23 protein-coding genes are annotated in these 23,610 nt (G+C 37.0%); 9 read left to right on the top strand and 14 right to left on the bottom strand.

The features are described from left to right. Nucleotides 1–19 precede the first annotated feature (19 nt). The 4 genes from IEV85_RS07145 to IEV85_RS07130 form a co-directional block, all read right to left on the bottom strand. Nucleotides 20–664, bottom strand: coding sequence for a tetratricopeptide repeat protein (locus IEV85_RS07145; RefSeq protein WP_188461696.1), 645 nt, complete (start codon nt 662–664; stop codon nt 20–22). Nucleotides 665–849: 185 nt separating this feature from the next. Then, nucleotides 850–1,404 carry a peptide deformylase gene (gene def / locus IEV85_RS07140; RefSeq protein ID WP_188461694.1) on the bottom strand — a complete coding sequence of 185 codons (555 nt, stop codon included), beginning with the start codon at nt 1,402–1,404 and terminating at the stop codon, nt 850–852. A 1-nt stretch (nt 1,405) separates the two neighbouring features. Beyond that, complete coding sequence (gene ruvX, locus IEV85_RS07135) at nt 1,406–1,819, bottom strand: Holliday junction resolvase RuvX (RefSeq protein ID WP_188461692.1); 414 nt, start codon at nt 1,817–1,819, stop codon at nt 1,406–1,408. 2 nt (nt 1,820–1,821) lie between these two features. After that, nucleotides 1,822–2,571 (bottom strand): iron-sulfur cluster repair di-iron protein, encoded by a 750-nt coding sequence (locus IEV85_RS07130; RefSeq protein WP_188461690.1) that lies wholly within the window; start codon nt 2,569–2,571, stop codon nt 1,822–1,824. 108 nt (nt 2,572–2,679) lie between these two features. Here IEV85_RS07130 and IEV85_RS07125 point away from each other — a divergent pair, with 108 nt between their 5' ends. From IEV85_RS07125 to IEV85_RS07115, 3 genes are read left to right on the top strand one after another with little or no spacing between them, the layout of a single operon-like run. After that, nucleotides 2,680–4,305: a S41 family peptidase gene (locus tag IEV85_RS07125; protein ID WP_188461688.1), complete on the top strand. Its 1,626-nt coding sequence runs from the start codon at nt 2,680–2,682 to the stop codon at nt 4,303–4,305. A gap of 6 nt (nt 4,306–4,311) precedes the next feature. Beyond that, nucleotides 4,312–5,472: a homogentisate 1,2-dioxygenase gene (locus IEV85_RS07120; protein WP_188461686.1), complete on the top strand. Its 1,161-nt coding sequence runs from the start codon at nt 4,312–4,314 to the stop codon at nt 5,470–5,472. 30 nt (nt 5,473–5,502) lie between these two features. Next, nucleotides 5,503–6,912 carry an exonuclease domain-containing protein gene (locus IEV85_RS07115; RefSeq protein WP_188461684.1) on the top strand — a complete coding sequence of 470 codons (1,410 nt, stop codon included), beginning with the start codon at nt 5,503–5,505 and terminating at the stop codon, nt 6,910–6,912. A gap of 20 nt (nt 6,913–6,932) precedes the next feature. Here the strand turns inward: IEV85_RS07115 and dnaA are convergent, their stop codons facing one another. After that, complete coding sequence (gene dnaA / locus IEV85_RS07110) at nt 6,933–8,351, bottom strand: chromosomal replication initiator protein DnaA (RefSeq protein ID WP_188461682.1); 1,419 nt, start codon at nt 8,349–8,351, stop codon at nt 6,933–6,935. Between the two features lie 314 nt (nt 8,352–8,665). Here dnaA and IEV85_RS07105 point away from each other — a divergent pair, with 314 nt between their 5' ends. From IEV85_RS07105 to IEV85_RS07095, 3 genes are all read left to right on the top strand, one after another. Beyond that, nucleotides 8,666–10,462 (top strand): methylmalonyl-CoA mutase family protein, encoded by a 1,797-nt coding sequence (locus IEV85_RS07105; protein ID WP_188461680.1) that lies wholly within the window; start codon nt 8,666–8,668, stop codon nt 10,460–10,462. Nucleotides 10,463–10,465: 3 nt separating this feature from the next. Next, nucleotides 10,466–12,604: a methylmalonyl-CoA mutase gene (gene scpA, locus IEV85_RS07100; protein WP_188461678.1), complete on the top strand. Its 2,139-nt coding sequence runs from the start codon at nt 10,466–10,468 to the stop codon at nt 12,602–12,604. A 102-nt stretch (nt 12,605–12,706) separates the two neighbouring features. Then, nucleotides 12,707–13,879 (top strand): DUF7133 domain-containing protein, encoded by a 1,173-nt coding sequence (locus IEV85_RS07095; RefSeq protein ID WP_188461676.1) that lies wholly within the window; start codon nt 12,707–12,709, stop codon nt 13,877–13,879. A gap of 79 nt (nt 13,880–13,958) precedes the next feature. Here IEV85_RS07095 and IEV85_RS07090 read toward each other — a convergent pair whose 3' ends face one another. Next, on the bottom strand, nt 13,959–14,753 hold the full coding sequence (locus IEV85_RS07090; RefSeq protein WP_188461674.1) for a hypothetical protein: 795 nt from the start codon (nt 14,751–14,753) through the stop codon (nt 13,959–13,961). A gap of 297 nt (nt 14,754–15,050) precedes the next feature. On the opposite strand from IEV85_RS07090, the gene IEV85_RS07085 reads away from it, so the two are divergent. Further along, nucleotides 15,051–16,829, top strand: coding sequence for a DEAD/DEAH box helicase (locus IEV85_RS07085; RefSeq protein WP_188461672.1), 1,779 nt, complete (start codon nt 15,051–15,053; stop codon nt 16,827–16,829). A 77-nt stretch (nt 16,830–16,906) separates the two neighbouring features. Here IEV85_RS07085 and IEV85_RS07080 read toward each other — a convergent pair whose 3' ends face one another. From IEV85_RS07080 to IEV85_RS07070, 3 genes are all read right to left on the bottom strand, one after another. Then, complete coding sequence (locus tag IEV85_RS07080) at nt 16,907–17,233, bottom strand: Mpo1-like protein (RefSeq protein ID WP_188461670.1); 327 nt, start codon at nt 17,231–17,233, stop codon at nt 16,907–16,909. Nucleotides 17,234–17,316: 83 nt separating this feature from the next. After that, nucleotides 17,317–17,742, bottom strand: a complete 426-nt coding sequence (mscL, locus tag IEV85_RS07075; RefSeq protein ID WP_229712528.1) for a large-conductance mechanosensitive channel protein MscL — start codon at nt 17,740–17,742, stop codon at nt 17,317–17,319. An 82-nt stretch (nt 17,743–17,824) separates the two neighbouring features. Further along, the gene (locus tag IEV85_RS07070) at nt 17,825–18,370 is read right to left on the bottom strand and encodes a DUF2911 domain-containing protein (RefSeq protein WP_188461668.1); all 546 of its coding nucleotides are present in this window, start codon (nt 18,368–18,370) and stop codon (nt 17,825–17,827) included. A gap of 81 nt (nt 18,371–18,451) precedes the next feature. Here IEV85_RS07070 and IEV85_RS07065 point away from each other — a divergent pair, with 81 nt between their 5' ends. Continuing rightward, the gene (locus tag IEV85_RS07065) at nt 18,452–18,934 is read left to right on the top strand and encodes a deoxycytidylate deaminase (RefSeq protein ID WP_188461666.1); all 483 of its coding nucleotides are present in this window, start codon (nt 18,452–18,454) and stop codon (nt 18,932–18,934) included. 16 nt (nt 18,935–18,950) lie between these two features. Continuing rightward, nucleotides 18,951–19,469: a hypothetical protein gene (locus tag IEV85_RS07060; RefSeq protein ID WP_188461664.1), complete on the top strand. Its 519-nt coding sequence runs from the start codon at nt 18,951–18,953 to the stop codon at nt 19,467–19,469. Between the two features lie 28 nt (nt 19,470–19,497). Here the strand turns inward: IEV85_RS07060 and murB are convergent, their stop codons facing one another. From murB to IEV85_RS07035, 5 genes are all read right to left on the bottom strand, one after another. Continuing rightward, on the bottom strand, nt 19,498–20,523 hold the full coding sequence (gene murB, locus IEV85_RS07055) for a UDP-N-acetylmuramate dehydrogenase (protein WP_188461661.1): 1,026 nt from the start codon (nt 20,521–20,523) through the stop codon (nt 19,498–19,500). A gap of 38 nt (nt 20,524–20,561) precedes the next feature. Beyond that, nucleotides 20,562–20,765 carry an exodeoxyribonuclease VII small subunit gene (gene xseB, locus IEV85_RS07050; protein WP_188461659.1) on the bottom strand — a complete coding sequence of 68 codons (204 nt, stop codon included), beginning with the start codon at nt 20,763–20,765 and terminating at the stop codon, nt 20,562–20,564. Nucleotides 20,766–20,785: 20 nt separating this feature from the next. After that, nucleotides 20,786–21,568: a 5'/3'-nucleotidase SurE gene (surE, locus tag IEV85_RS07045; protein ID WP_188461656.1), complete on the bottom strand. Its 783-nt coding sequence runs from the start codon at nt 21,566–21,568 to the stop codon at nt 20,786–20,788. Between the two features lie 94 nt (nt 21,569–21,662). Further along, nucleotides 21,663–22,286 carry a hypothetical protein gene (locus IEV85_RS07040; RefSeq protein ID WP_188461654.1) on the bottom strand — a complete coding sequence of 208 codons (624 nt, stop codon included), beginning with the start codon at nt 22,284–22,286 and terminating at the stop codon, nt 21,663–21,665. Nucleotide 22,287: 1 nt separating this feature from the next. Next, nucleotides 22,288–23,511 carry a bifunctional 3,4-dihydroxy-2-butanone-4-phosphate synthase/GTP cyclohydrolase II gene (locus IEV85_RS07035; RefSeq protein WP_188461652.1) on the bottom strand — a complete coding sequence of 408 codons (1,224 nt, stop codon included), beginning with the start codon at nt 23,509–23,511 and terminating at the stop codon, nt 22,288–22,290. Nucleotides 23,512–23,610: the final 99 nt, after the last annotated feature.

Here is a 23,610-nt window from a genome sequence, read left to right as displayed (position 1 = left end):
GTTTGAAAGTTTTGAAGAGTTATTTTCTAGGAGAGCTTCGTGCATCATTGCACTTTTCCCGAATCATTTCATACGCTTTTAAGTCGCCCAACTCACCTGCTTTACTTAAATCAAGACAACCTTCTGAAAGCTGACCATACTCTATTCTTAACACCCCTCTTAAAAAGTAGGCATCTACATTATTAGTATCTTTGGATAAAATTTGGGTACAGTCGTTAATGGCATCCTGATAAGCCTCAAGTTGCTGCTTAGCCTGCCCTCTTTTGTAATAGGCATCCAGATTATTTTCATTCAGTTCAATCGTTCTTGTGTAATCATCAATTGCTCCATAATAATCCTGCAGGAGGTATTTAACATTCCCTCTTTCAAAATAAGCCTCAGTCAACTTGGGGTTTATTTCAATAGCAGTGTTATAATCTTTCATGGCACCATGTACATCAGAAAACTGCTGTTTAATATTCCCCCGCATGTAGTATGCCTGGTATGATTTATTATTCACAGAAATGGCTTCATTGAAGCTAACGATGGCTTCCATGAACTCATTATTTTCGAGCTTTTTAATACCATAATCTATGTATTGCTCAGCAGTTTTTTGTGCAACCAGAAAACCGGTTGAAAGAAATGCCATTGAGAGGGAGAGAAACACTTTCCTTAATCTATTCATTGTTTGCGCGCTTTATTTTACTCTAAGATTCAAAATATCAATATAACAATAATGCTGCCAGCATTTTTGAGTTATCACTTTAGACTTATCATTGCCAAAATTATATAATCAGTTCTGCAATTATCGAATAATCTAAAGAGGAATATTACATGAGACGTTTCTCACATCTCTCTCATATATTTTGATTATTTTTTCTGAGGAAATAACATTTTATAGTCTGCACTCACCTTACCCTTGCTAATATTAGCCAGCTTTCCTTTCAATAATCTCTTTTTAAAAGCAGAAACATGATCAGTAAACAGCACTCCTTCAATATGGTCGTATTCATGTTGAATTACCCTGGCATTAAACCCCTCAAAATCTTCTTCATGCTCTTTCCAGTCTAAATCCCTGTACCTTATCCTGATCTTTTCCTGACGAAAAACATCTTCTCTGATGTTAGGTATACTTAAGCATCCTTCTTCATATGCCCACTCTTCCCCCTCTTCAGATAATATTTCAGGATTAATAAAAGCTTGCTTAATTTTAGCCTCATCGTTATCATCAATAGGCTCAGTATCAATCACAAATAATCGGATTCCCTTTCCAATTTGAGGAGCAGCAAGCCCTACTCCATTGGCGTTGTACATGGTTTCAAACATATCATCCACCAATGTTTTAACATCAAGTTCATCCTTTTCAATATCTATCGCTTTTTTCTTTAATATAGGATGGCCATAAGCCACAATAGGGTAAATCATACTAATTTTCTTCTAAATATTGTTGTAAAATTATTGCGGCACTTACCTTATCAATATTGCCGGACTTTTTGTTCCGTTGCTTTCTGTTGGATCCTGCAGCAATCATTGACTGCAATGCCATTTGAGAACTGAAGCTTTCGTCCTGCAAATGTAAAGGCATATTTGGAAATTTCTTCCTGAAAAGATTAATAAATGCCTGAACCTGCCTTGTGGCATCAGTTGCTTCCCCCTCTTCATTAGTAGGGTACCCCACCACTACTGCTTCAACTTCTTCTTTGGAAAAGTAAGTTGTAAGAAAAGATATAACATCTTTAGAGTGAACAGTGTCCAGAGGGGAGGCAATTATTTTAATAGGGTCTGTTACAGCTATCCCTACTCTTTTATTTCCATAATCAATTGCTAAAATCCTAGCCACTTTTAATTGCTTCGAATAACAGTTTCAAATTGTTTTCTAACCTGTTTCTCCAACATTAAAGCTTTAGGAAATAAAATCTCGTTTTCAATTTTAGCATGCACTTTTAGCTTTTCCTCAAAGCGCTCTAATTCAGAAAACAAGACCTTAGTATTCAGTTCAGTGGTTTGAGTGATAGGATACTGATCCATTAAAAACCTGATTCCTTTCATCTCATCGTCATGCACTTCATGATCTATAGCAAATTTCTGCATACTGAACTGCGCTCTCTGATAGAAAAATGTAGAAGGGTTTAATTTTCTTTCTTCTATCTTCTTCAACTGAAGAATATGCTCAAAAAGTGTATCTTCTTCTTCATAAATATGATGAACGAAATCTTCAACAAATAATGGGAAAACGTCTTTTAACTCCTGCTCAATGGGCACAAAGAGAGGATCCATCGATTTTGAATTATTAATGAGCTTCACTAAAAAAGGAAGGTCCTTTTTAATAAAAATGAAATGGCTGTGCTTAAGGTAGCTTATTACCAGGTCAATGGGAAATGACAATAATTTCAGATTGGCTATTTCCTCGTTAGAGGTTATCCTCTCTAATTCATCAGTTACATGATGGACCTGCAATCCTTTCAGATTACATACTTTCTCCAGAGTATCCTCCTCATATTCATAATAATCCACACCCAGATAATAGAGAACGGAGGCGAAAACATAATTTTCAGCTACTAATTCCTTTATCTTTTTTTGAGAATATTCCACTTTTATTAATTTAAGCTATTGTACAAAGGTAATTGAAATTTTAAGGCTTTTCAATTCAACGATTTACTAAATTTATGCGTTATTTGTTAGAATAAAAATTTTATAAACGTGAGTAAGATAAATAATAGTTCATTTCAGGTGAAATTACCTTTAATAGTTTTCAGTACTCTGGCTGCAGGTATTTTAATTGGTGCAACCATGGCCAACCCTGAAAGCTCAAAAGGTACAGTGCTTGAAGGTATTTCCAGAATAAAAGAAATTCTTTTTCAGATAGATCAAAATTACGTTGAAGAAGTTGACAGTGAGGAGTTGGTTAATAGCGCAATAGAGGGAATGCTTAAAAAACTGGACCCCCATACTTCTTATATCCCTGCCAAAGATTTAGAAATGGTTTCTGCGGATTTAAGGGGAAATTATGAAGGAATAGGGATAGAGTTTAATATTTTTAAAGATACTCTTTACGTAGTGGCCCCATTAAGTGGTGGCCCTTCTGAATCTGCAGGCCTGCAATCAGGAGATAAAATCATTAGTGTAAATGGAGAAAATATTGCTGGTATTGGATTAACCAACAGACAGGTTCATGAATATCTGAGAGGAGAAAAGGGCAGTGAAGTAGAAGTTAGCATTTTAAGAAGGAATGCTGATGCCCCAATGCAATACACAATTGTAAGGGATAAAATACCACAATTTTCTGTGGATGCCAGCTACATGGTGGATGATGAGATAGGCTACATTAAAGTTAGCCGTTTTTCTGCTACTACCTATACAGAATTTATCGAGGCCCTTAAAGATTTAAAATCTAAAGGACTTCAGAAACTGATTCTGGACTTACAGGATAACCCTGGTGGCTATATGGATAAAGCGATTAGCATGGCCGATGAGTTTCTTTCAAATAATGCTATGATAGTATATACAAAAGGAAAAGAGAAGAGATTCAACTCAGAGGCAAGAGCTATTAAAGAGGGCATATTTGAGAAAAGCCCATTGATAGTATTAATTAATGAGGGCAGTGCCTCCGCTTCTGAAATTGTTTCAGGAGCTATCCAGGATAACGACAGAGGTTTAATTGTTGGGAGAAGATCTTTTGGAAAAGGGCTTGTTCAAATGCCAATTCCGCTACAAGATGGCTCAGAACTTCGTTTAACTATCTCTAAATATTATACACCTAGTGGGAGGTCAATTCAGAAACCATTTGGAGAAACCCCAGCAGAGTATCAAAAAGAAATGCTGCAACGCTATGAGCATGGGGAGTATTTTGTGGCTGATAGCATTCAATTTGCTGACTCATTAAAGTACACTACAGAAAAAGGAAGGGTGGTATATGGAGGCGGGGGTATAATGCCCGATTACTTTGTAGCGCTTGATACTGCTGCCAATTCTGATTACCTAAACAAGCTTTTCTACAGCAATAGTTTGAGACAATACACTTTTTCTTACCATGAGAGAAATAAGAAGATGTTGGAAAACATGGGTAAAGAAGATTACATCAGTAATTTTGAGGTAACTGACACAATGCTAAGTGATTTGATGAAGTTAGCAGAAAGCAATGATGTGAAATTTGACTCTGCCCAGTTTGAAAAGTCTAAAAAATTAATTAAAATCTATACAAAGGCTTACATAGCCAGAAATGTATGGAACAATGAAGGCTTCTACCCTATCATTAATCAACAAAATGAAATTTTTAAAGAAGCATTAAAACTTTTTGACAGAGCCGAGACATTGGCTAAAAAATAAAAATTTATGGCGTATTATGTAAAGAAAGGAAATATCCCCCATAAGAGACACACGCAGTTCAGGCAACCCGATGGAAGTTTGTATGCTGAAGAATTAGTGAGCTCAGAAGGGTTTTCAGGGATTTATTCCAACCTGTATCATATTAATCCACCAACCAGAGTAAAAGCTATTAAAGAATCCGTGGCTTATGGGGCTACACCGGATAAGGATTTCCCTTTACAGCAGGTTCACTTAAATACATCCAAAGTCACTAATACAGGTACTGATTTTTTAGATGCCAGAAAAGTACTTTTGATGAACAATGATGTTTCAATGGCGCTCTGTATGCCAAGCCGTAGAAGCATGGATTATTATTACAAAAATGCAGAAGCCGATGAACTATTATTTATTCACGATGGAAGTGGTCATTTGTATTCACAATTCGGTAAATTAAGCATTAAGGCTGGTGATTATGTAGTAATACCACGCACAACCATTTACAAATTAGATTGGGATGCAGGTGAAGTAAGGTACCTGGTAATTGAATCAGCAAGCCCTGTTGAAACAGTAAAGCGATACAGAAATCAGCTAGGTCAGTTGCTGGAACACTCTCCATATTGTGAAAGAGACATTCACCCACCTCAGGAATTAATTACTGAAGAAAGTAAAGGAGAGTATCATTTAAAAATTAAAAAAGGCGGCTATATTCATCATTATATATATGAGCATAGTCCTTTTGATTTAGTAGGATGGGACGGTTTTTTGTATCCTTATACACTATCAATCCATGATTTTGAACCCATTACCGGCCGAATTCATCAGCCACCACCGGTACACCAAACTTTTCAGGCCCACAATTTCGTGATTTGCTCATTCGTACCAAGGCTGTTTGATTATCATCCTAAATCCATACCGGCACCCTATAATCACAGTAATATTGATTCCGATGAAGTGCTTTATTATGTGGAAGGTAACTTTATGAGTAGAAAAGGGATAGACAGAGGTTCTTTTACCTTACACCCTGGCGGTTTACCACACGGACCTCATCCGGGCACAGTAGAAAAAAGTATTGGTGCAAAGGAAACTGAAGAGCTCGCTGTAATGTTAGATACTTTCAAGCCTCTGTTTGTCACTAATGAGGGTAAGGAGTTTTTGGATAAAAAATACCCTATGAGCTGGACGGAGTAAATCTAATTTTAGCATTTTTCAAAATAGAATTTGTACGCAATAGTTGATATAGAAACTACAGGCGGTTACGCAGAAAGAAACAGAATCTGTGAAATCGCCATTATTTTGCATGATGGCGAAAAAGTAGTAAAGGAATATCAAAGTCTGATTAATCCCGAGAGAGCAATTCCTATTGGGGTGCAGGCCATTCACGGCATAAGTGATGCAATGGTAGAAGATGCTCCCAAATTTTATGAGGAAGCAAAAACCATCTACGAACTTCTTAAAGATAATATTTTTGTTGCTCATAGTGTTAATTTTGACTACTCCTTTGTACAAAAAGCTTTTGCTGAGTTGGGCTTTCCTCTCCAACTGAAGAAATTATGCACAGTACGCCTAAGTAGAAAAATTTTCCCGGGCTATAAGAGCTACAGCCTCGGTAACTTATGCAGCCAAAGAAATATTATTATAAATGATAGGCACCGAGCCTATGGAGATGCTATTGCTACCGCAGAGTTATTTACTCAGTTAGTTGCTAATGATCATGAAGATGTAATATCAAAAACGCTTAAAAAGAACGCCACCAATGTAAATATTCCTGAAAATTTAGATAAAGAAGTTTTTGAGGCGCTCCCCCATTCTCCCGGTGTATATTATTTCTTAAATAATAAGAATAAGATTATTTATGTGGGCAAAGCAAAGGATATTAAAAAGAGAGTAAGCAATCATTTTGGAGGTAAGAAAGCCGAAGTTACTAAACAATCATTTCAAAAAGACATATATCATGTGGATTACCTCTTAACAGGCAATGAACTGATTGCCTTATTGCATGAGTCTCACGAAATACGAAAGCATTGGCCCAGATTTAACAGTGCCCAAAAGAACAATAATCCGGGATTCGCTATATTTCTTTATGAAGACAGACTAGGTTACAAAAGATTACAGATTGGCAGAAAGCAACCTGGAATGAAAACTGTAATGCGCTTTGCCAATCATGCAGCTGCTTTTCACTTTCTGGTAGAGAAAAGTAAGCAATTAAATGTCTGTCCTAAAATGGCAGGTTATCAGTCGGCTCCGGCTGAGTGTTTCGACTATAAAATTAAAGAATGTGATGGTGCTTGTGTAGGAAAGGAAAGTGCAGAGATTCATAATAAAAAGGTTGATCAGTTTATTGAAGCGTGCGATGCAGAAAAAAGTGATTACATTCTTATTGGCAAGGGAAAATCAGAACAGGAATTGAGTATCATTATGGTAGAAGCCGGTTATTACCTGGGTTATGGTTTCCTGGATAAAAATGATCAGGTTACAGACTGGGAAGACCTGAAGAATTATCTACAAAGATTTCCTGATCACCCCGAAATTTATAAAATATTGAGTAGTCCATCAGCTACCAAAGGCAATCAAAAATTCAAAAAAGAGGAATGGATGCAACAAAAAGTGAGACTCAATAAAGCCGGTTAATAGTGAATAGATTAAGCGATTTAAACCTTCTTCATTTTAAATCGCTTCTTCAATTCTTCCATCTGTTCTTTAAAGTTTTTATCTACATGCATCATGTCATTTACAGATTGTACTGCATGAATAACAGTAGAATGGTCTCTTCCACCAAAATGATAACCAATTGATTTTAAAGAATGATTGGTATGTTCTTTACAGAAAAACATCGCCACCTGGCGTGCAATTACTATTTCTTTCTTCCTTGTTTTTGCCTTTAAATCATCCATTTTTACGGCAAAATGCTCAGAAATGGTTTTTTGGATATAATCAATCCCTACCTCAGATTCAATATCATGAACGATATTCTTCAAAGTCTGCTTTGCCAGTTCCAGATCAATTTCCTTTCTGGTTAAAGAGGCATGTGCAATAAGAGAAATCAATACCCCTTCCAATTCACGTATGTTGGTATCTACGCTGTAAGCAAGATATTCAATCACATCACTAGGGATATGAATGCCATCACTTTGCATTTTATTTTGAATGATGGCAATTCTCGTTTCCAAGTCCGGCTGTTGTAAATCTGCAGTAAGACCCCACTTAAAACGGGAAAGTAGTCTGTCTTCCAAACCTTTCAGATCCCGCGGAGGTCTATCACTGGTCATTATGATTTGTTTACCATTCTGGTGCAGGTGATTAAAAATATGGAAGAAAATTTCCTGTGTTCTTTCTTTACCTCCTAGAAATTGAACATCATCAATTATTAAAGCATCTATGTGGAGATAAAAATTAGAAAAATCTTGTATTTTATTGTTCCTTAGGGCATCGATAAATTGATTCGTAAACTTCTCAGAAGAAACATACAATACAAATTTACCTTCCAGGGTATTTTTAATTTCGTTACCTATTGCCTGTACCAGGTGAGTTTTACCTAAACCTACACCACCATATACCATGAGCGGGTTAAAAGAGGTTATTCCAGGCTTTTTAGCCACCGCATAACCGGCTGATCTGGCTAGTCTGTTACAATCACCTTCAATGAAAGTGTCAAATGTATAGTTAGGATTTAATTGAGAGCTCTGCTGGCTTAAATCCACACCATTTAAGGTAAAAGGATTGGAGAAAGCAGGTTCTTTCTTTACCTCTTTTGGCTTATCACTTTTATTATTATTAGGCAGGTTGATTGTAAAAGGTTTATATTTTTCATTCCCCCTATCTACAATCACAGAATACTCTAATCTACCTTCAGGCCCTAATTCCTGATGAATCACTTTTCTTAGTATGTGTACATAGTGTTCTTCCAGCCATTCATAAAAAAACTGGCTTGGTACCTGGATAGTCAATACATTATTCTCCAACTTCACTGGCTCAACAGGAGAGAACCAAGTGTTAAAACTTTGTTCACCCACACTCTCTTTTATTGAGTGGAGACAATTATTCCATACTGATTGACAGTCTTTAACCATTAACACAAAAGCTTGTAGGATTGTATTTTTATTCCCTTAATATTCAACGGGCTGACAAATTTGGTGAAAAAATAGAGAACAAAAAAATTCGTTTTTACTTGACAGGGGAATAAATCAGATATGGACAATTAATCTTCTATTATCAAAAGAATTTTCTTTAAAAAATCATATTAATTCATTTCGCTTTTTTGTCTCAGCCCATTCAACACACTGTTTAATCGTTAAATATAATAAATAAAAATCCTTTTAAAGAATTATCATTCTTAGAAAAATGAGAATTATATTACCTTTAACTATTAAACAAATATAAAGGTATGAGTAAAGTAAATCCGTTTGTAGATTTTAAGGAAAGCAAAGCAGCAGAATGGAAAGAAATCATAGAAAAAGGATTAAAAGGAAAAGATTTTAACTCTTTAATAACTGATACGCCTGAAGGCATTCCTATTTTGCCTTTTTATACTCCGGAAGAACAATCTGAACCGCTTATATCTAATCCTTTCCAAAGCGAAAACCCAGGTTTATCACCTCGGTATTGGATAAACCAATTTAAAATTATTGTTACAGATGAAAAAGCTGCCAATAGCGAAGCTTTAGAAGCCCTTAATAAAGGGGCTGACGGAATTATTTTTAATATCGATAAGAAGACACCTGATTTAAATCTGTTGTTAGAGAATATACAACCGGAATTTTGCGCCATATCATTTGAATCCACAAAAGCTCAATTTAACCTAATAAAAGACTATTTTCATTTCCTTAAAACTAAAAAACACAATGCACAAAATATAAATGGCGCCTATTTCTATGACATTTTAGTCAGTCGTGATATAGGAGTAGACACTGACATTGAAAAAAGTTATAAGGAATTAGCTTCTGTTATCTCATTAAACAAAGAATTTCCTCACTTTAAATCTTTCCATATTGATGCCTGCCTTTACCATAATGCTGGTGCCAATATTGTTCATGAATTGAGTTTCACACTTTCAAAGTTTACAGAGTACCTTGATGTGCTGACTGAACTTCAGCTGGATACAAGTTCCATTTTTAATGCCACCAGTTTTTCTTTTGCTTTCGGAAGGCATTATTTCTTTGAAATAGCTAAAATTAAAGCTTTTAAGTTATCAGTATTAAAAATAATGAGTGCGTATGAACATGAAGGTTCAGCTAATGAAATCATTATTCATGCCCAAACCAGTAAAAGAAGTAAATCGGTGCTGGACTTTAATGTAAACTTGTTGAGAAACAGTACTGAAGCTATGTCTGCCATTCTTGCCGGCTGCAATAGCTTATGGGTGGAACCACATGATGCCTCCTTAGGAAAATCAAAAGAAACTTTTAAGAGGATTGCCCTCAATGTTTCAAGTATACTGAAAGAAGAGGCTTACCTCGATAAAATTGTTGATCCTACATCAGGCACCTATTATTTAGATAATATTTTAAACACTCTGGAGCAAAAAGCCTGGACTCAGTTTCTTGAATTGGAAAATAAAGGCTCCTACTCTGCTTTATTTAAAGACGGGTATGTAAAAGAAAAAATCAATGCAGATGAGCAGGCAATGGCTAAAGCTGTAGCTGAAAGAAAAGAGATTTTTATTGGAGCTAATACTTTTCAATTAATTGGAGAAGAGTATCCGGTTATGGAGCAGGAAGCTGACCCTAATAAATACCTTCAACCAATAAGGGCTACCCACTATATAGAGAAACTTCGGGCAAGAACTGAAAAACATGTAAAAGAAAAAGGTCAGTCCGGGCGGCCAATGGCTACTATCATACTGCTTAATACAGACCCTGTTGCAAAAGCAAAATCAGATTTTAGCTATAGCTTTTTAGGCATAGCCGGAATTGGCATTCAGGATGAAACCATTTTAAAAAGTGAGGATGATCTGAAAGAAAACCTACAAAATTGCTCTTCTGATTTAGTCGTAGTATGCTACAAAGACCGGCCTGAAAACCTGGCTGAAAGTATAGCAAACTGTTCAGCGAAAGTACTGATTGCAGGAATGGAGTCTGATGAAGAACAGCTTAAGGCTAAAGGAATATATGGATGCATCCATCGCAAAAGCCCTACATTAGAATTTTTAAATCAATTGTTAACGGACTTAGGAATTAAATAAGATATGAGACCTGATTTTTCTAAAGTAAACTTAAACAAGCCAAAAGCCAGGCAGACTCAGACCGGAGAAGTGGCAACCTGGGAAACACCGGAAAAAATCACCATTCCTCCCGTTTTAGATGCTAAGTCTATTGAAGGCTTACCACATCTGAACTTTATCGCAGGAAAGGCGCCTCATTTGAGAGGCCCCTACCCTACTATGTACGTCCAAAAGCCCTGGACAATCCGGCAGTATGCAGGTTTTTCTACAGCAGAGGCCTCTAATGAGTTCTACAGGAAAAATTTAGCGGCAGGGCAAAAAGGTTTATCCGTTGCTTTCGACCTGGCAACTCATAGAGGTTATGACTCCGATCATCCTCGCGTAGAAGGCGATGTGGGAAAAGCCGGAGTAGCTATTGACAGTATTCTGGATATGAAAGTGCTTTTCGATAGAATTCCACTTGATAAAATGTCAGTTTCTATGACCATGAATGGTGCTGTAATTCCCATTATGGCTTTTTATATTGTTGCAGCAGAAGAGCAAGGTGTGAAGCCGGAGCAGCTTTCCGGCACTATTCAGAATGATATTTTGAAAGAGTTCATGGTGCGAAACACCTATATCTATCCGCCTGAGCCTTCTATGCGGATCATCTCAGATATATTTGAGTACACCAGCAAATACATGCCTAAATTTAATTCTATCAGCATCAGTGGCTACCACATGCATGAAGCAGGTGCTACTGCGGACCTGGAACTTGCCTATACTTTAGCAGATGGTTTAGAGTACATAAGAGCAGGCTTAAGTGCAGGACTAAAAATTGATGACTTTGCCCCTCGCCTTTCTTTCTTTTGGGCTATAGGGATGAATCATTTCATGGAAATAGCTAAAATGAGGGCAGGAAGGTTACTTTGGGCCAAAATAGTAAAACAATTTAACCCTGAAAACCCGAAATCTCTTGCTTTAAGAACCCATTGCCAGACATCGGGCTACAGCCTAACAGAGCAGGACCCTTACAATAACGTTACCCGAACCTGTATAGAAGCAATGGCTGCAGCATTAGGACATACCCAGTCGCTTCATACTAACGCTTTAGATGAAGCCATAGCACTGCCAACAGATTTCTCTGCCAGAATTGCCAGAAATACCCAGCTATTTCTTCAGGAAGAAACAAAAATTACCAAGACAGTAGATCCCTGGGGAGGCTCATACTATGTAGAATATCTCACCAATCAGTTAGTGGAAAAAGCTTCCAAACTCATTGAAGAAGTAGAAGAATTAGGAGGTATGGCTAAGGCCATTGAAACCGGACTTCCTAAGATGAGAATTGAAGAAGCTTCCGCCAGAAAACAAGCCCGAATTGATTCAGGCAGAGATGTAATAGTGGGTGTCAATCGTTATCAGACAGATGAAGAAAGCGATATTGAATTACTTGAAGTAGATAATACAGCAGTTTTAAAATCTCAGATAGAAAGGATTAAACGTTTAAAAGCTGAGAGAGACGAAGAAAAAACACAAGCTTCCCTCAAAGCTTTGGCAAAATCTGCTGCATCGGGAGAAGGTAATTTATTAGACCTGGCAATAGATGCAGCCAGAAACAGGGCTACTTTAGGAGAAATATCAGACGCCATGGAAAACTCTTTCGGAAGACATAAAGCTACCATACGCTCAATATCAGGTGTATACTCCGGAGAAGCGGGCAGTAGCGATGAATTTATAAAAGCGCAGGAACTGACTAATAAATTTGCAGCCTGGGATGGTAGAAGACCAAGAATTCTCATCGCAAAGATGGGACAGGACGGGCATGACAGAGGGGCAAAAGTAATTGCCACCAGCTTTGCCGACCTGGGTTTCGATGTGGATATCGGACCACTTTTTCAGACGCCAGAAGAAGTAGCTATGCAAGCTGCCGAAAACGATGTGCATATTATAGGTGCTTCAAGTCTTGCTGCAGGTCATAAAACACTGATTCCTAAACTAGTGAACGAACTTAAGAAAATAGGAAGAGAAGATATCATGATCATAGCAGGTGGGGTAATACCTCCCAAAGACTATCAATTTCTGTATGACGCAGGAGTGGCTGCTGTTTTTGGCCCCGGTACTGTAATTGCCAAAGCTGCAGCCGAAATACTGCAGAAACTAATGGATGAAACGGAAGAGGTTTAGCGGGCTAAACCTATGAAATAACTTTTCCCAGGTTGAATAAGACTCAATTTTACTCACAATAATTAACTATTTATAATTTAAATGAAGCACTTAAATAAGCATATGAGAAAGATATATTCTATTGCACTCTTAGCAATACTGTGGTCTTGCGGAAACAAGACAGAAGAAAAAGAAACTGTAACGGAAGAAGAAATAGAAGAGCCTATTCAGGAGGTAAAACAATACAGCGGTGATGAAAGACTTGCCTCTATCAATTTGCCTGAAAATTTCCATATTTCTGTTTATGCAGAAGTACCAAATGCCAGATCCATGGTATTATCAGAGAGTGGTACTTTGTTTATTGGCAACAGACAAGAAGATAAAGTATATGCTGTGAAAGATACAGATAATGATGGTGTTGCAGATAAAAAATATATAATCGCTGAAGGCCTGAAATCCCCTAATGGAGTGGCTTTAAAAAATGGTGATTTATATGTTGCCGAAATCAGCAGAATTCTGAAATTCGCTGATATAGAAAACAACCTGGAGACACCCCCTTCCTATACGGTTGTTTATGATGAATTCCCTACGGATGAGCATCATGGTTGGAAATACATCGCATTTGGACCAGATGGAAAATTATATGTTCCTGTGGGTGCCCCATGTAACTTTTGTAATCCTGAAGAGGATGTGTATGCAAGTATTACCCGGATGAATGCAGATGGAACAGGATTCGAAATTTTTGCAGAAGGTATAAGAAATACCGTTGGTTTTACCTGGCACCCGGAAAACAACAACCTGTATTTTACGGATAATGGGCGGGATCTAATGGGTGATAATGTACCTTTCTGTGAGTTGAATATAGCTACTGAAAAAGGTCAGCATTTTGGGTTTCCTTTTTGCCATTCCGGGGAGATAGCCGACCCTGAATTCGGAACGCTAAGAGGTTGCGAAGAATTTAAAAAGCCGTATAGAAATTTAGGGCCTCATGTAGCTCCTTTAGGATTGAAATTCTATACTGGCAGTATGTTTCCTGCTGAATATAAAAATCAGATTTTTATTGCTGAACATGGTAGCTGGAACAGATCCAAAAAGATTGGCTATAGAATTCAAATGGTATCTAACAAGGCCGAAGATGGTAAGCCTACCTACGAAACCTTTATTGATGGCTGGCTGGATGAAGAAGAGCAAGAGGCATGGGGCAGACCTGTTGATGTATTAATTGCTAAAGACGGTGCTATGCTTATTAGTGATGATAAAGCAGGATTAATTTATAGAGTGACTTATAAAGGGTAAATGTCTTTTCAGCATTACACATTGAAAAGCCACAGCAATTTGTTGTGGCTTTTTGTTTTAGGTAATGCAAAAAATTTTCTCAAACCTCTCCCCTCTTCATTTTTTTATCTGGTGCAGTACTCCTGTTTTTATACCCATGATACATAGAGGCAACCAATAAAATAAATGATGCCACAATTGCTGTGCTGGCAATTCCTGTATTTAGTGACCATTGCTTTACTGCTATTGCTATAAATGCCCAAATTCCTACCATTGCAGATTCCCTTAAATTCCTGCTATACATCAGGAATAAATAAATACCCATAGCAATCAATACTAATATGATAGTCCATACTTGTGGTGTAAAAGGGAAGCCATCCCAACCTATAGCAACCAAATAAGCAGCCACATTGGTTACCGAAGCAACAATTATCCATCCTAAATAAATACCAATAGGCCACCAGATAAAAGCAATAATTCTTACAGGAGCATCCCATATCTCCAAATTCAATCGGATACCCAATCTGATCAAGGTGAATAATAGAATAAACATCACGATTACAGAAAGACCTATATACTCATTTAGCCAGAGAAGCAACCAACCCATATTGGCCAGGTTGGAAACAAAAAAATAACTCCCTGTTTGATCTATACTTTCCAGATTAGTCTTTTTGTAGTATGACCACCATTGGAAGCCTATAAAAGCGATGAGTAACAAATAAATAAACCACCAAATAGAGAAGGCATAGTCAGCCGGTGTAATGAGAGAGCTATATTTTTGACTTATTTCACCTACAGATTTCCCTTGAAGCGCACCTGAACCAGCTAATCCGTTAACAATAATTACTGCAATAAGAGTGATCGTATTTATAATCAATAATAGAAGTCGTGACATAAGTTGAAATAGTTGATTGCCTGATTGAATAAAAGATGAGCTAATAGTCAGAGATAAATATCTTTCATTTTATTGCTCAATATCTTATTTATTAATACCGATAATGGCTTTATTAGTTACTGCTAAAGCCATTTATATTATAAATGGAGAGGAGTTTAAGGCAAGTGAAAAATAAATTAGAGAAATCATTTGCTATTTATCGAAAAACTATTCCTACCTTTGCAGTAATATTGAAATCCGGGGCTAGTCGAAAGGTTCGAATATATGGCTTTGGGTTTAAATTTTTTAAACACACAAATGCTAACATTCGAAGAATTAGGCCTAAAGCCTGAAATTCTTAAAGCTATTTTAGAAATCGGCTTTGAGAACCCTACTCCTATACAGGAAAAAACAATCCCACATTTATTAAACACTAACAAAGATTTAATTGCTTTAGCGCAAACAGGATCTGGTAAAACTGCAGCTTTTGGTTTACCGGTAATTAACCAGATTGATGCTGACTCTAATAAAACGCAGGCTATTATTTTATGCCCCACGCGTGAATTAGCCATTCAGATAGCTAACGATTTTGATGCTTTTACTAAATACACTAAGAAATTAGATGTATTGCCGGTTTACGGAGGTGCAAGCATTGAAGGTCAAATAAAATCTTTGAATAAAGGTGCTCAAATTGTTGTAGGTACTCCCGGAAGAGTGGTTGATTTGATCAACCGTAAAAAATTAAAATTAGAAGATATTCAGTGGGTTGTACTTGATGAAGCTGATGAAATGCTTAATATGGGCTTCAAAGACGACCTGGATTTTATTTTATCTCACACACCTGAAACCAGACAGACTTTACTCTTCTCGGCTACCATGTCCAAAGAAGTGTTAAGAATTTCTAACGATTATATGGAATCACCAGAGGAGATTTCTTCTGGAAAAAGAAACCAGGGTGCTGATAAAATTGAGCATTATTACTATGTAGTAAATGGAAGAGATAAGTATTTGGCGTTAAAGCGTATTGCTGACATGAACCCAAATATTTATGCTATTATTTTCTGCAGAACCAGAAGAGAAACGCAGGAAATTTCTGATGCTTTGGTATCTGATGGTTACAATGCAGATTGTTTGCATGGTGATTTGTCACAAGCACAAAGAGATGCCGTAATGGGGCGCTACAGAAAAAGACATTTACAGATGTTGGTAGCGACTGATGTGGCTGCAAGAGGTTTGGATGTTACTGATATCACACATGTTATCAACTACAACATCCCTGACGAATTAGAAACCTATGTTCACAGAAGTGGTAGAACAGGAAGAGCAGGAAAAGAAGGTATTTCTATTGCCATTGTAGGACCAAAAGATTCAGGCAAAATCCGTCAGCTGGAAAAAATTATTGGTAAGCCATTTGTTAAGAGTGAAGTACCGGCAGGTGAAGCAGTTATTGAAAAGCAATTGTTTTCTTTTATTGATAAAGTACTTGAAACTGAAGTTGATGAAAAGCAATTAAACCCATTAATGGAAAACATTAGTGACAGGTTTGCAGACTTAAGCAGAGAGGAACTGATTAAGAAATTTGTTTCTTTAGAATTCAATAAGTTTTTAGAATACTACAAAAACTCTAATGACCTGAACACCAGAGAAAGAGGGGGAAGAGATGCTGACAGAGGTGACCGTGGTGGTAGAAAGAGCGGTAATTATGCTACTTTATTCCTTAATATAGGAGAAAAAGATAATTTAAACTCGGGCACATTACTTGGTTTCATGAATGGATTAAAAGAAATCCCTAATGGAATTGATATTGGTAAAATTGACATTCAGAGGAATTTCAGCTTTCTGGAAGTAGAGGCTCGGCATGAAAAAACTGTAATGAATGCATTGAATGACAGTGAGTTTGACGGTAGAAAAGTTTCGGCAGAACCCAAAACTGGTGGTGGAGAAAGAAAAGGCAGCGATCGCAGAAGAAGAAGTTCTGGAGGAAGCGGTGAAAGCCCAAGAGCCAAAAGCGGATTTAAAGGTAGATTTGGTGACAGTAAGAGAAGTTCAGGAAGTCGGCCTCGTGTAAAAGCAAGTAGCGGAGGAAGAAGAAAATAAGCAATAATTGAGTTAACAATACTAAGCCGGATAGTTTTACCAACTGTCCGGTTTTTTTTGTATTAGTACATCAATGGTTAGTTTCTGTTAGGCGGGCTTAAGGGTTGTTTCCCTGCAAGAATATCAAAAAACAACTTAAAATCTGAAGCAAGACTCCATAATGGATACTCGAAAGTAGCAGGCTTATTTTTCTCGTAAAAGAAATGACCCACCCATGCAAAACCATATCCAGTAATAGGGATAAGCCACAGACCCCACCATGTTTGAGTAGCAAGCACCCAGGCCAGGATAGCAAATAATAAGCCGGTGCCTATAAAGTGTAACTTTCTGCAGGTAGCATCCTGATGTTCTGTCAGATAGTAAGGATAAAACTCCTTAAAACTATTGTATTTTCTGTCTGCCATATCTGGTGAGATTCAGGTGAAAAAACGAGTTATAAAATCGAAAAAGGATATACAGCAGTATTTTTCAATACCTACTCATTTTACTATCCCTTCCTGTCTTTCAGTAAATCCCTGATCTCAGATAAAAGTTCAATATCTTTAGGAGTAGGCACTTCAACTACTTCTACTACATCTGACTTACGCTTTAACCTGTTAAATATTCTCACAACCATAAAAATACAAAACGCAATAATCAGAAAATCAAGTATAAATTGAATAAAAGCCCCATAGTTAAGTGCCACTAATTCCTGAACTACAGTACCGGAATCATCTTTCACTTCCTCCTTCAATACTAAACTTAAATTAGTAAAGTTTACCTCTCCAATAGCAAGGCTCAACAAAGGCATTAAAATATCTTTGACAAAAGAACTGACCACTTTGGTAAAAGCAGTACCTATAATAATACCCACTGCCATGTCAAAAACATTTCCTTTGATGGCAAATTCTTTAAACTCCTTAACAATTTTCATATAACAGCTTATCCAATTGTTGAGAAATAAAAAAAGCTACCAAATTGGTAGCTTCCATTAAATATATAAATATTATTTGATATTAAAACTCAATAGGAATAGTAACTAAAGTTTTATCCCATACCATCTGCATACTTACTTCACCATTTTTCTGATCAAACATAATTGTAAAAGGCTCATAGCTCTCTTCTGCCTCACTTACAGGCACTTCAAACTGCACAAAATCCTGCTCGGGATCATATTTATACGCTCCCCACTGTCCCAGGTCTTTATTAAGGATTACAGTCCAGGTCTTTTCATTAGGAATTGTAAAAATGGTATAAGTTCCAGCTGGCACTGCTTTGCCTGCTAACGTAACATCCTTTGTTAAAGTAATTTCAGTAGCCTCATTAGCTCCTGTTCTCCATACTTTACCTAATGGAGCCAACTCAGAATTTTCTTTGAAAGCATCTCTGCCTCTAAGGTGTGGCCTGCTGTAAGTTACCTTTACATAGGCATCTTCAAACTTATAAGTAACCAAGCCAAGCGGGCTGGGCTTTTGTTTTAGAGCATCCTGTGCCAGTGCATCAAAAGTTAAGATGCCCCCCAATAAGCAAAATAAAAAAGTCGTTCTTAATATTCTTTTCATGGTTAATTTGTTTTTTTATAATATTTGAAAGCAATTTACAATTTTTCATTTCTTACTACTAAGTAAGCTTTATATTTGTTTATGGAAAAACCACAATTTGAAGATATTTTCATGGAATTAGCCGTAAATCTGGCTAAACGATCCCATTGTATTAAACGCCACGTAGGTGCTGTTCTTACAAAGGACACCAGGATTATTTCTATCGGCTATAATGGTCCACCAGCGGGAACACATAACTGCGATGAAGAATTTCCGGACAAAGGCTGCGGAAGTGATTCAAAAGGAAGTTGTATGTTGGCCATCCATGCCGAACAGAATGCCATCATGTACGCTGTAAAAAATAAAGCTTCAGTAGAAAATTCAACTTTATATGTAACTTTATCTCCATGCCTTTCCTGCGCACGCATTATATTTAGCATGGGGATAAAAAAGGTAATTTATCTTAATTCCTACGCAGAATATAAAGGGCTGGCTTCCGATGAGGGGTTAGACTTTTTGCAGAAATTTGGCGTTGATGTAGAAAAATATGAAGGAAATCTACAGAATGTTACACATATGATTTAATATAAATATACATAAAATGAAAAAATTAATTAAAAGTGCATTTTTATTTTCACTCACTCTTTTAATGTTACAGGCATGCAGCAAAGATGAAGACAAAAATACCGATCCTGAAACAGTTGTTGGTATATGGACAATAAGTGAGTTAGACCCTGATGTATCAATTAATGGTGTTGATATTACTGATGTACCACCTGAATTATTGGGTTTAGATGAAACAGAAAGCCTGCTGCTTAATATATTGCTAAGCCCCAACTCGAGCACTCTGTTTGAGAGTTTTCAAATTCAGTTTGGTGAAGATAATAAGGTAGTAATCATATCAGAAGAAGATATTGAGGAAGAAGCTACTTATTCGTTCAGCAACAATCAGTTAGTAATTTCTCAGGAGGATAATGAAGAGGAGATTATTTTCAGCGTAAGCAACCTTACTGATAACACAATGAATCTTATGCTTGATCAAACTATTGCTGTGGATTTAGATGAGAACGGCACTGACGAAAATTTACAGGTTTCACTCATAATTAACTTAATCAGGTAACTGAACCAGAAGAAAGCCATCAAATAAATTACACAAAATTCACTTCAGGACTTAGTTGCACACCAAATTTTTCAGCAACTGAATCCTGAATTTTTTTTGCCAGTTCCTCAACTGCCTCACCATTTCCTTCACCATAATTAACCAGTACCAGGGCCTGTTTTGCATGCACTCCCACTCCGTTTTCACAGTAGCCCTTCCAACCAGCCTGCTCAATTAACCAGCCTGCTGCTAACTTCACTTCTTCTTCATTAAGAATATAACCGGGTATTTCGGGATACTTGCCTGTCAGCTCTTCATATTTCTCCTTAGGTACAGTAGGGTTCTTAAAGAAGCTGCCTGAATTTCCTATTTCTTTTGGGTCAGGTAATTTTGATTGTCTGATTTTAATCACTGCCTTACTTACATCTTCTATGGTAGGCGATTCAATTTCATCTTCCTTCAGCTGTATTTTTATTGCGCCATAGTCCAGGGAAAGCACATGTTTTTCTGCAGGAATCAATTTGAAAGTAACAGAAGTAATAAAGTACTTCTCTTTAAATTGATGCTTAAAAATGCTCTCCCGATAACCAAACTGGCAATCCTCTGCATTAAATGTATGTAATTGACCAGTAGCTAATTCAACAGCCTCTAAAGAATGAAAAGTATCTTTAATCTCCACTCCATATGCACCAATATTCTGCATGGGAGCGGCTCCTACCGTTCCGGGGATCAGAGATAAATTCTCTATTCCCCCCAATCCTTTATTGATGCAGTAGAGCACAAATTGATGCCAATTTTCACCGGCTCCTGCTTTTATTAAAGTAAAGTTATCATTTTGAGAGATCACCTCAATTCCTGAAATTGCATTAACTACAACTAATCCTCTAAAATTTCTTCTTAATAAAATATTACTGCCTCCACCAATTATCAAATGAGGGTAAGAGTGCCATTCCTTTGTTAAAAATAGTTCCTTTAGATCTTCTACAGATGATATAATGACTAAATATTCAGCTGAAACATCAAAGCCAAAAGTGTTATACAGTTTTAGGGACTGTAACTTTTTAATCGATGGCATAAATTATTTTATTGAGACTTTGTTCTAATTACGAAAGCTTAATTATCCAGCTCGTGAAAAGATTGTTCTACCTTTTCCTCTGCACCTCTCAGCTTTGCTTTACAGATTTTTAGTAATTCCATTGACTCATCTACCATTGCTGAAAGTTTATCCATCGGGATATCGTCATTCTCAATTTTGTAGAGTAAAGCTTCCAGTGATTTGAGCGCTTCCTCATAACCTATCTCCTTCTTCTTAGCCATGTCTTTACTAGTTTAAATTATTATTTTATATTTATATCCCACTCATCATTTAATACACTGATGGTATGATGTGCTGTTAAATCAAACTGACAAGGCACTACCGAAACATAATTGTTTGCAATAGCCCATTCATCATTATCCTCTCCTTTATCATGATTAACAAAGTTTCCTGCCATCCAGAAATACCTTCTCCCATTAGGATCATAACGTTGATCGAATTCCTCCTGCCATTTGGCATGCGCCTGTCTGCAGATTTTCACACCTTTCAAGTCTTCATTTCTTTTAGGAGGAAAATTAACATTAAGCGTTGTGTATTTTGGCAAACCTGTTTTTAATACCTGTTCTGCAATTGCCTTTACATAGGGTAAAGTATGATCAAAATCAGCATCGTGCCCATAATCGCACAATGAAAAGCCTATGGAAGGAACTCCTTCTACAGCTCCTTCAATTGCTGCCGACATAGTGCCTGAATACAATACGCTGATAGAAGTATTGCTTCCATGATTAATCCCACTGACAATCAGATCAGCATTTCTATCTTTTAACACATGATGCTTTGCCAATTTAACGCAGTCAGCCGGAGTTCCAGAGCACTCATATGCCTGTACATCTGACCCGTAAATATCAGTAGGATCTAACCTTAGCGTATTTCCTATAGTAATTGCGTGCCCCATACCAGATTGAGGACTGTTGGGAGCCACTACTACTACCTCTCCAAGGCTTTTCATTGTTTCTACTAAATGTCGAATCCCCTTACTGGTGATTCCATCGTCATTACTTACAAGTATTAAAGGTCTTTTCATTTGTAATTTTAACTTCTCTTAATTCAGCATACCTGCTTCAAGTGATCTAATGAATTTTTGGTATCGGGAGCAAAAAAATGCTCACATAAAACCGCTACTCCTGAACAATTTCATTATAATAATTCACTATCCTTACCAAGTCCTGCTGCTTATCTACTTTCAATTTATTTTTCCTGATATACTTAGCCATTTCATCCTCATATCTGCCGAAGTAGGGTAGTAAATCCTTTTTCTTCTCTAAATACAAATTAATATCTCCATTATCCGTAAGCAGATAATAATCATAAGTGAGAATCTCCCTCGTTCCCCCGACACCTAAGGGCCTGTACATTGGGTTTCCATAGCGGTTAATACTTTCAACTACTACATATTCCCTGGACATTAAAGTTAACCTGCCTTCAGCTAATATCTCAAAGAAGACGGGCACGTTCATAGAACCTTTTAGTCTGTAGGGAATGGAATAAAAATACCTGAAGCGCTTAAAAAACTGGCAATGGAAGTTCAGAAAAAGCACTTGCTGAGAAGAAAAAGTCTTTATTTTATTGTCAATGGCCAGCTGTACCAGATTAGTTTTGAAATCATACTGAATCTGGCCTCTTAACGTGTCTCCTTCTTCCAATACAACTAACCCGGGATGCCACATTTCATTAGGTAAATCCTGACTGTGCAGAACTACTGAACCAAATAAAAATAATATAAAGACTAATGACTTCTTCAAACTAACTTTTCTTAAGGATGGTATGGCCCATCTTATCTCTTTTTGTGCGTAAATAATTTTCATTATGCTTATTAGGTGGAATTTCTAATGCAACATTTTCCACAATTTCCAAGCCATATCCTAATAATCCGGCTCTTTTGGTTGGATTATTAGAAATTAATTTAATTTTTCGAATTCCAAGCTTTCGCAAAATTTGCGCCCCTACACCGTAATCTCTCTCGTCCATTTTAAAACCCAAATGAAGATTAGCCTCTACAGTATCCATTCCCTGTTCCTGAAGCTTGTAGGCTCGCAACTTATTCATAAGGCCTATTCCTCGCCCTTCCTGGTTCATATAAACAACCACACCTTTACCTTCATTTTCAATCATTTCCATAGCCTGATGTAACTGCGGACCACAATCACATCTACATGAACCAAAAATATCTCCTGTAATACAAGAAGAGTGAACACGAACCATTACTGGCTCATCTTCTTCCCATTCTCCTTTTATTAAAGCCAAATGATTTTCATGTGTGGTAGTTTGCTCAAAAGCAACCAGCTTAAAATCACCAAAATCAGTGGGCATATGTACATCTATTTTTTCCTCCACCAGGGATTCAAGCTCCAGTCTGTAAGAAATAAGATCTTTAATTGTTACCAACTTTAATTTATGTTGGTCTGCTACTTTCCTTAAATCAGGAAGCCGGGCCATGGTGCCATCTTCATTCATTATTTCCACTAAAACTCCTCCGGGTATTAAACCTGCAAGTCGGGAAAAGTCAACAGCAGCTTCAGTATGGCCTGTTCTTCTTAAAACACCTCCCTTTTTAGCTTTTAGAGGAAAGATATGACCTGGTTTTCCCAGTTCGGAGGGCTTTGTTTTAGGATTTACCAAAGCTTGAATGGTTTTAGATCTGTCACTGGCAGAGATACCAGTGGTGGTTCCATGACCAATTAAATCTACAGAAACTGTAAATGGCGTTTCAAATTGCGCTGTATTTTTGCCCACCATCAATTCCAGACCCAACTCATCACATCTTTCCTCTGTAATAGAAGCACAAATGAGGCCTCTCCCGTACTTGGACATGAAGTTAATAATCTCAGGAGTTACTTTTTCGGCAGCGCAAATAAAATCGCCTTCATTCTCCCGATCCTCATCATCTACAACAATAATGATTTCTCCTCTTTTTATAGCCTGAATGGCTTCTTCTATACTATCTAGTGGGATATTTTCTGATATCATAAACTTAAAAAACTATTAAACCACAAAGGTAACTATTAATTTTTAGTCCCCTGCCTCTTCCCTAACGAATCCTCACTATCAGTGTTCAAAAAATAGTGG

The organism is Marivirga lumbricoides (assembly GCF_014636295.1).
Taxonomy (GTDB): Bacteria; Bacteroidota; Bacteroidia; order Cytophagales; family Cyclobacteriaceae; genus Marivirga; species Marivirga lumbricoides.
The sequence above is the reverse complement of the archived record's forward strand: the minus strand, read 5'-3'. Positions and strand labels throughout refer to the sequence as shown.

Coding starts and splice junctions, on each gene's coding strand:
- IEV85_RS07035 (WP_188461652.1), bottom strand. CDS start 23,511: ATGATATCAGAAAATATCCCACTAGATAGTATAGAAGAAGCCATTCAG.
- IEV85_RS07095 (WP_188461676.1), top strand. CDS start 12,707: ATGAGAAAGATATATTCTATTGCACTCTTAGCAATACTGTGGTCTTGC.
- murB (WP_188461661.1), bottom strand. CDS start 20,523: ATGCCATCGATTAAAAAGTTACAGTCCCTAAAACTGTATAACACTTTT.
- IEV85_RS07085 (WP_188461672.1), top strand. CDS start 15,051: ATGCTAACATTCGAAGAATTAGGCCTAAAGCCTGAAATTCTTAAAGCT.
- IEV85_RS07070 (WP_188461668.1), bottom strand. CDS start 18,370: ATGAAAAGAATATTAAGAACGACTTTTTTATTTTGCTTATTGGGGGGC.
- mscL (WP_229712528.1), bottom strand. CDS start 17,742: ATGAAAATTGTTAAGGAGTTTAAAGAATTTGCCATCAAAGGAAATGTT.
- dnaA (WP_188461682.1), bottom strand. CDS start 8,351: ATGGTTAAAGACTGTCAATCAGTATGGAATAATTGTCTCCACTCAATA.
- IEV85_RS07090 (WP_188461674.1), bottom strand. CDS start 14,753: ATGTCACGACTTCTATTATTGATTATAAATACGATCACTCTTATTGCA.
- IEV85_RS07060 (WP_188461664.1), top strand. CDS start 18,951: ATGAAAAAATTAATTAAAAGTGCATTTTTATTTTCACTCACTCTTTTA.
- def (WP_188461694.1), bottom strand. CDS start 1,404: ATGATTTACCCTATTGTGGCTTATGGCCATCCTATATTAAAGAAAAAA.
- IEV85_RS07105 (WP_188461680.1), top strand. CDS start 8,666: ATGAGTAAAGTAAATCCGTTTGTAGATTTTAAGGAAAGCAAAGCAGCA.
- IEV85_RS07065 (WP_188461666.1), top strand. CDS start 18,452: ATGGAAAAACCACAATTTGAAGATATTTTCATGGAATTAGCCGTAAAT.
- IEV85_RS07120 (WP_188461686.1), top strand. CDS start 4,312: ATGGCGTATTATGTAAAGAAAGGAAATATCCCCCATAAGAGACACACG.
- surE (WP_188461656.1), bottom strand. CDS start 21,568: ATGAAAAGACCTTTAATACTTGTAAGTAATGACGATGGAATCACCAGT.
- IEV85_RS07080 (WP_188461670.1), bottom strand. CDS start 17,233: ATGGCAGACAGAAAATACAATAGTTTTAAGGAGTTTTATCCTTACTAT.
- xseB (WP_188461659.1), bottom strand. CDS start 20,765: ATGGCTAAGAAGAAGGAGATAGGTTATGAGGAAGCGCTCAAATCACTG.
- scpA (WP_188461678.1), top strand. CDS start 10,466: ATGAGACCTGATTTTTCTAAAGTAAACTTAAACAAGCCAAAAGCCAGG.
- IEV85_RS07145 (WP_188461696.1), bottom strand. CDS start 664: ATGAATAGATTAAGGAAAGTGTTTCTCTCCCTCTCAATGGCATTTCTT.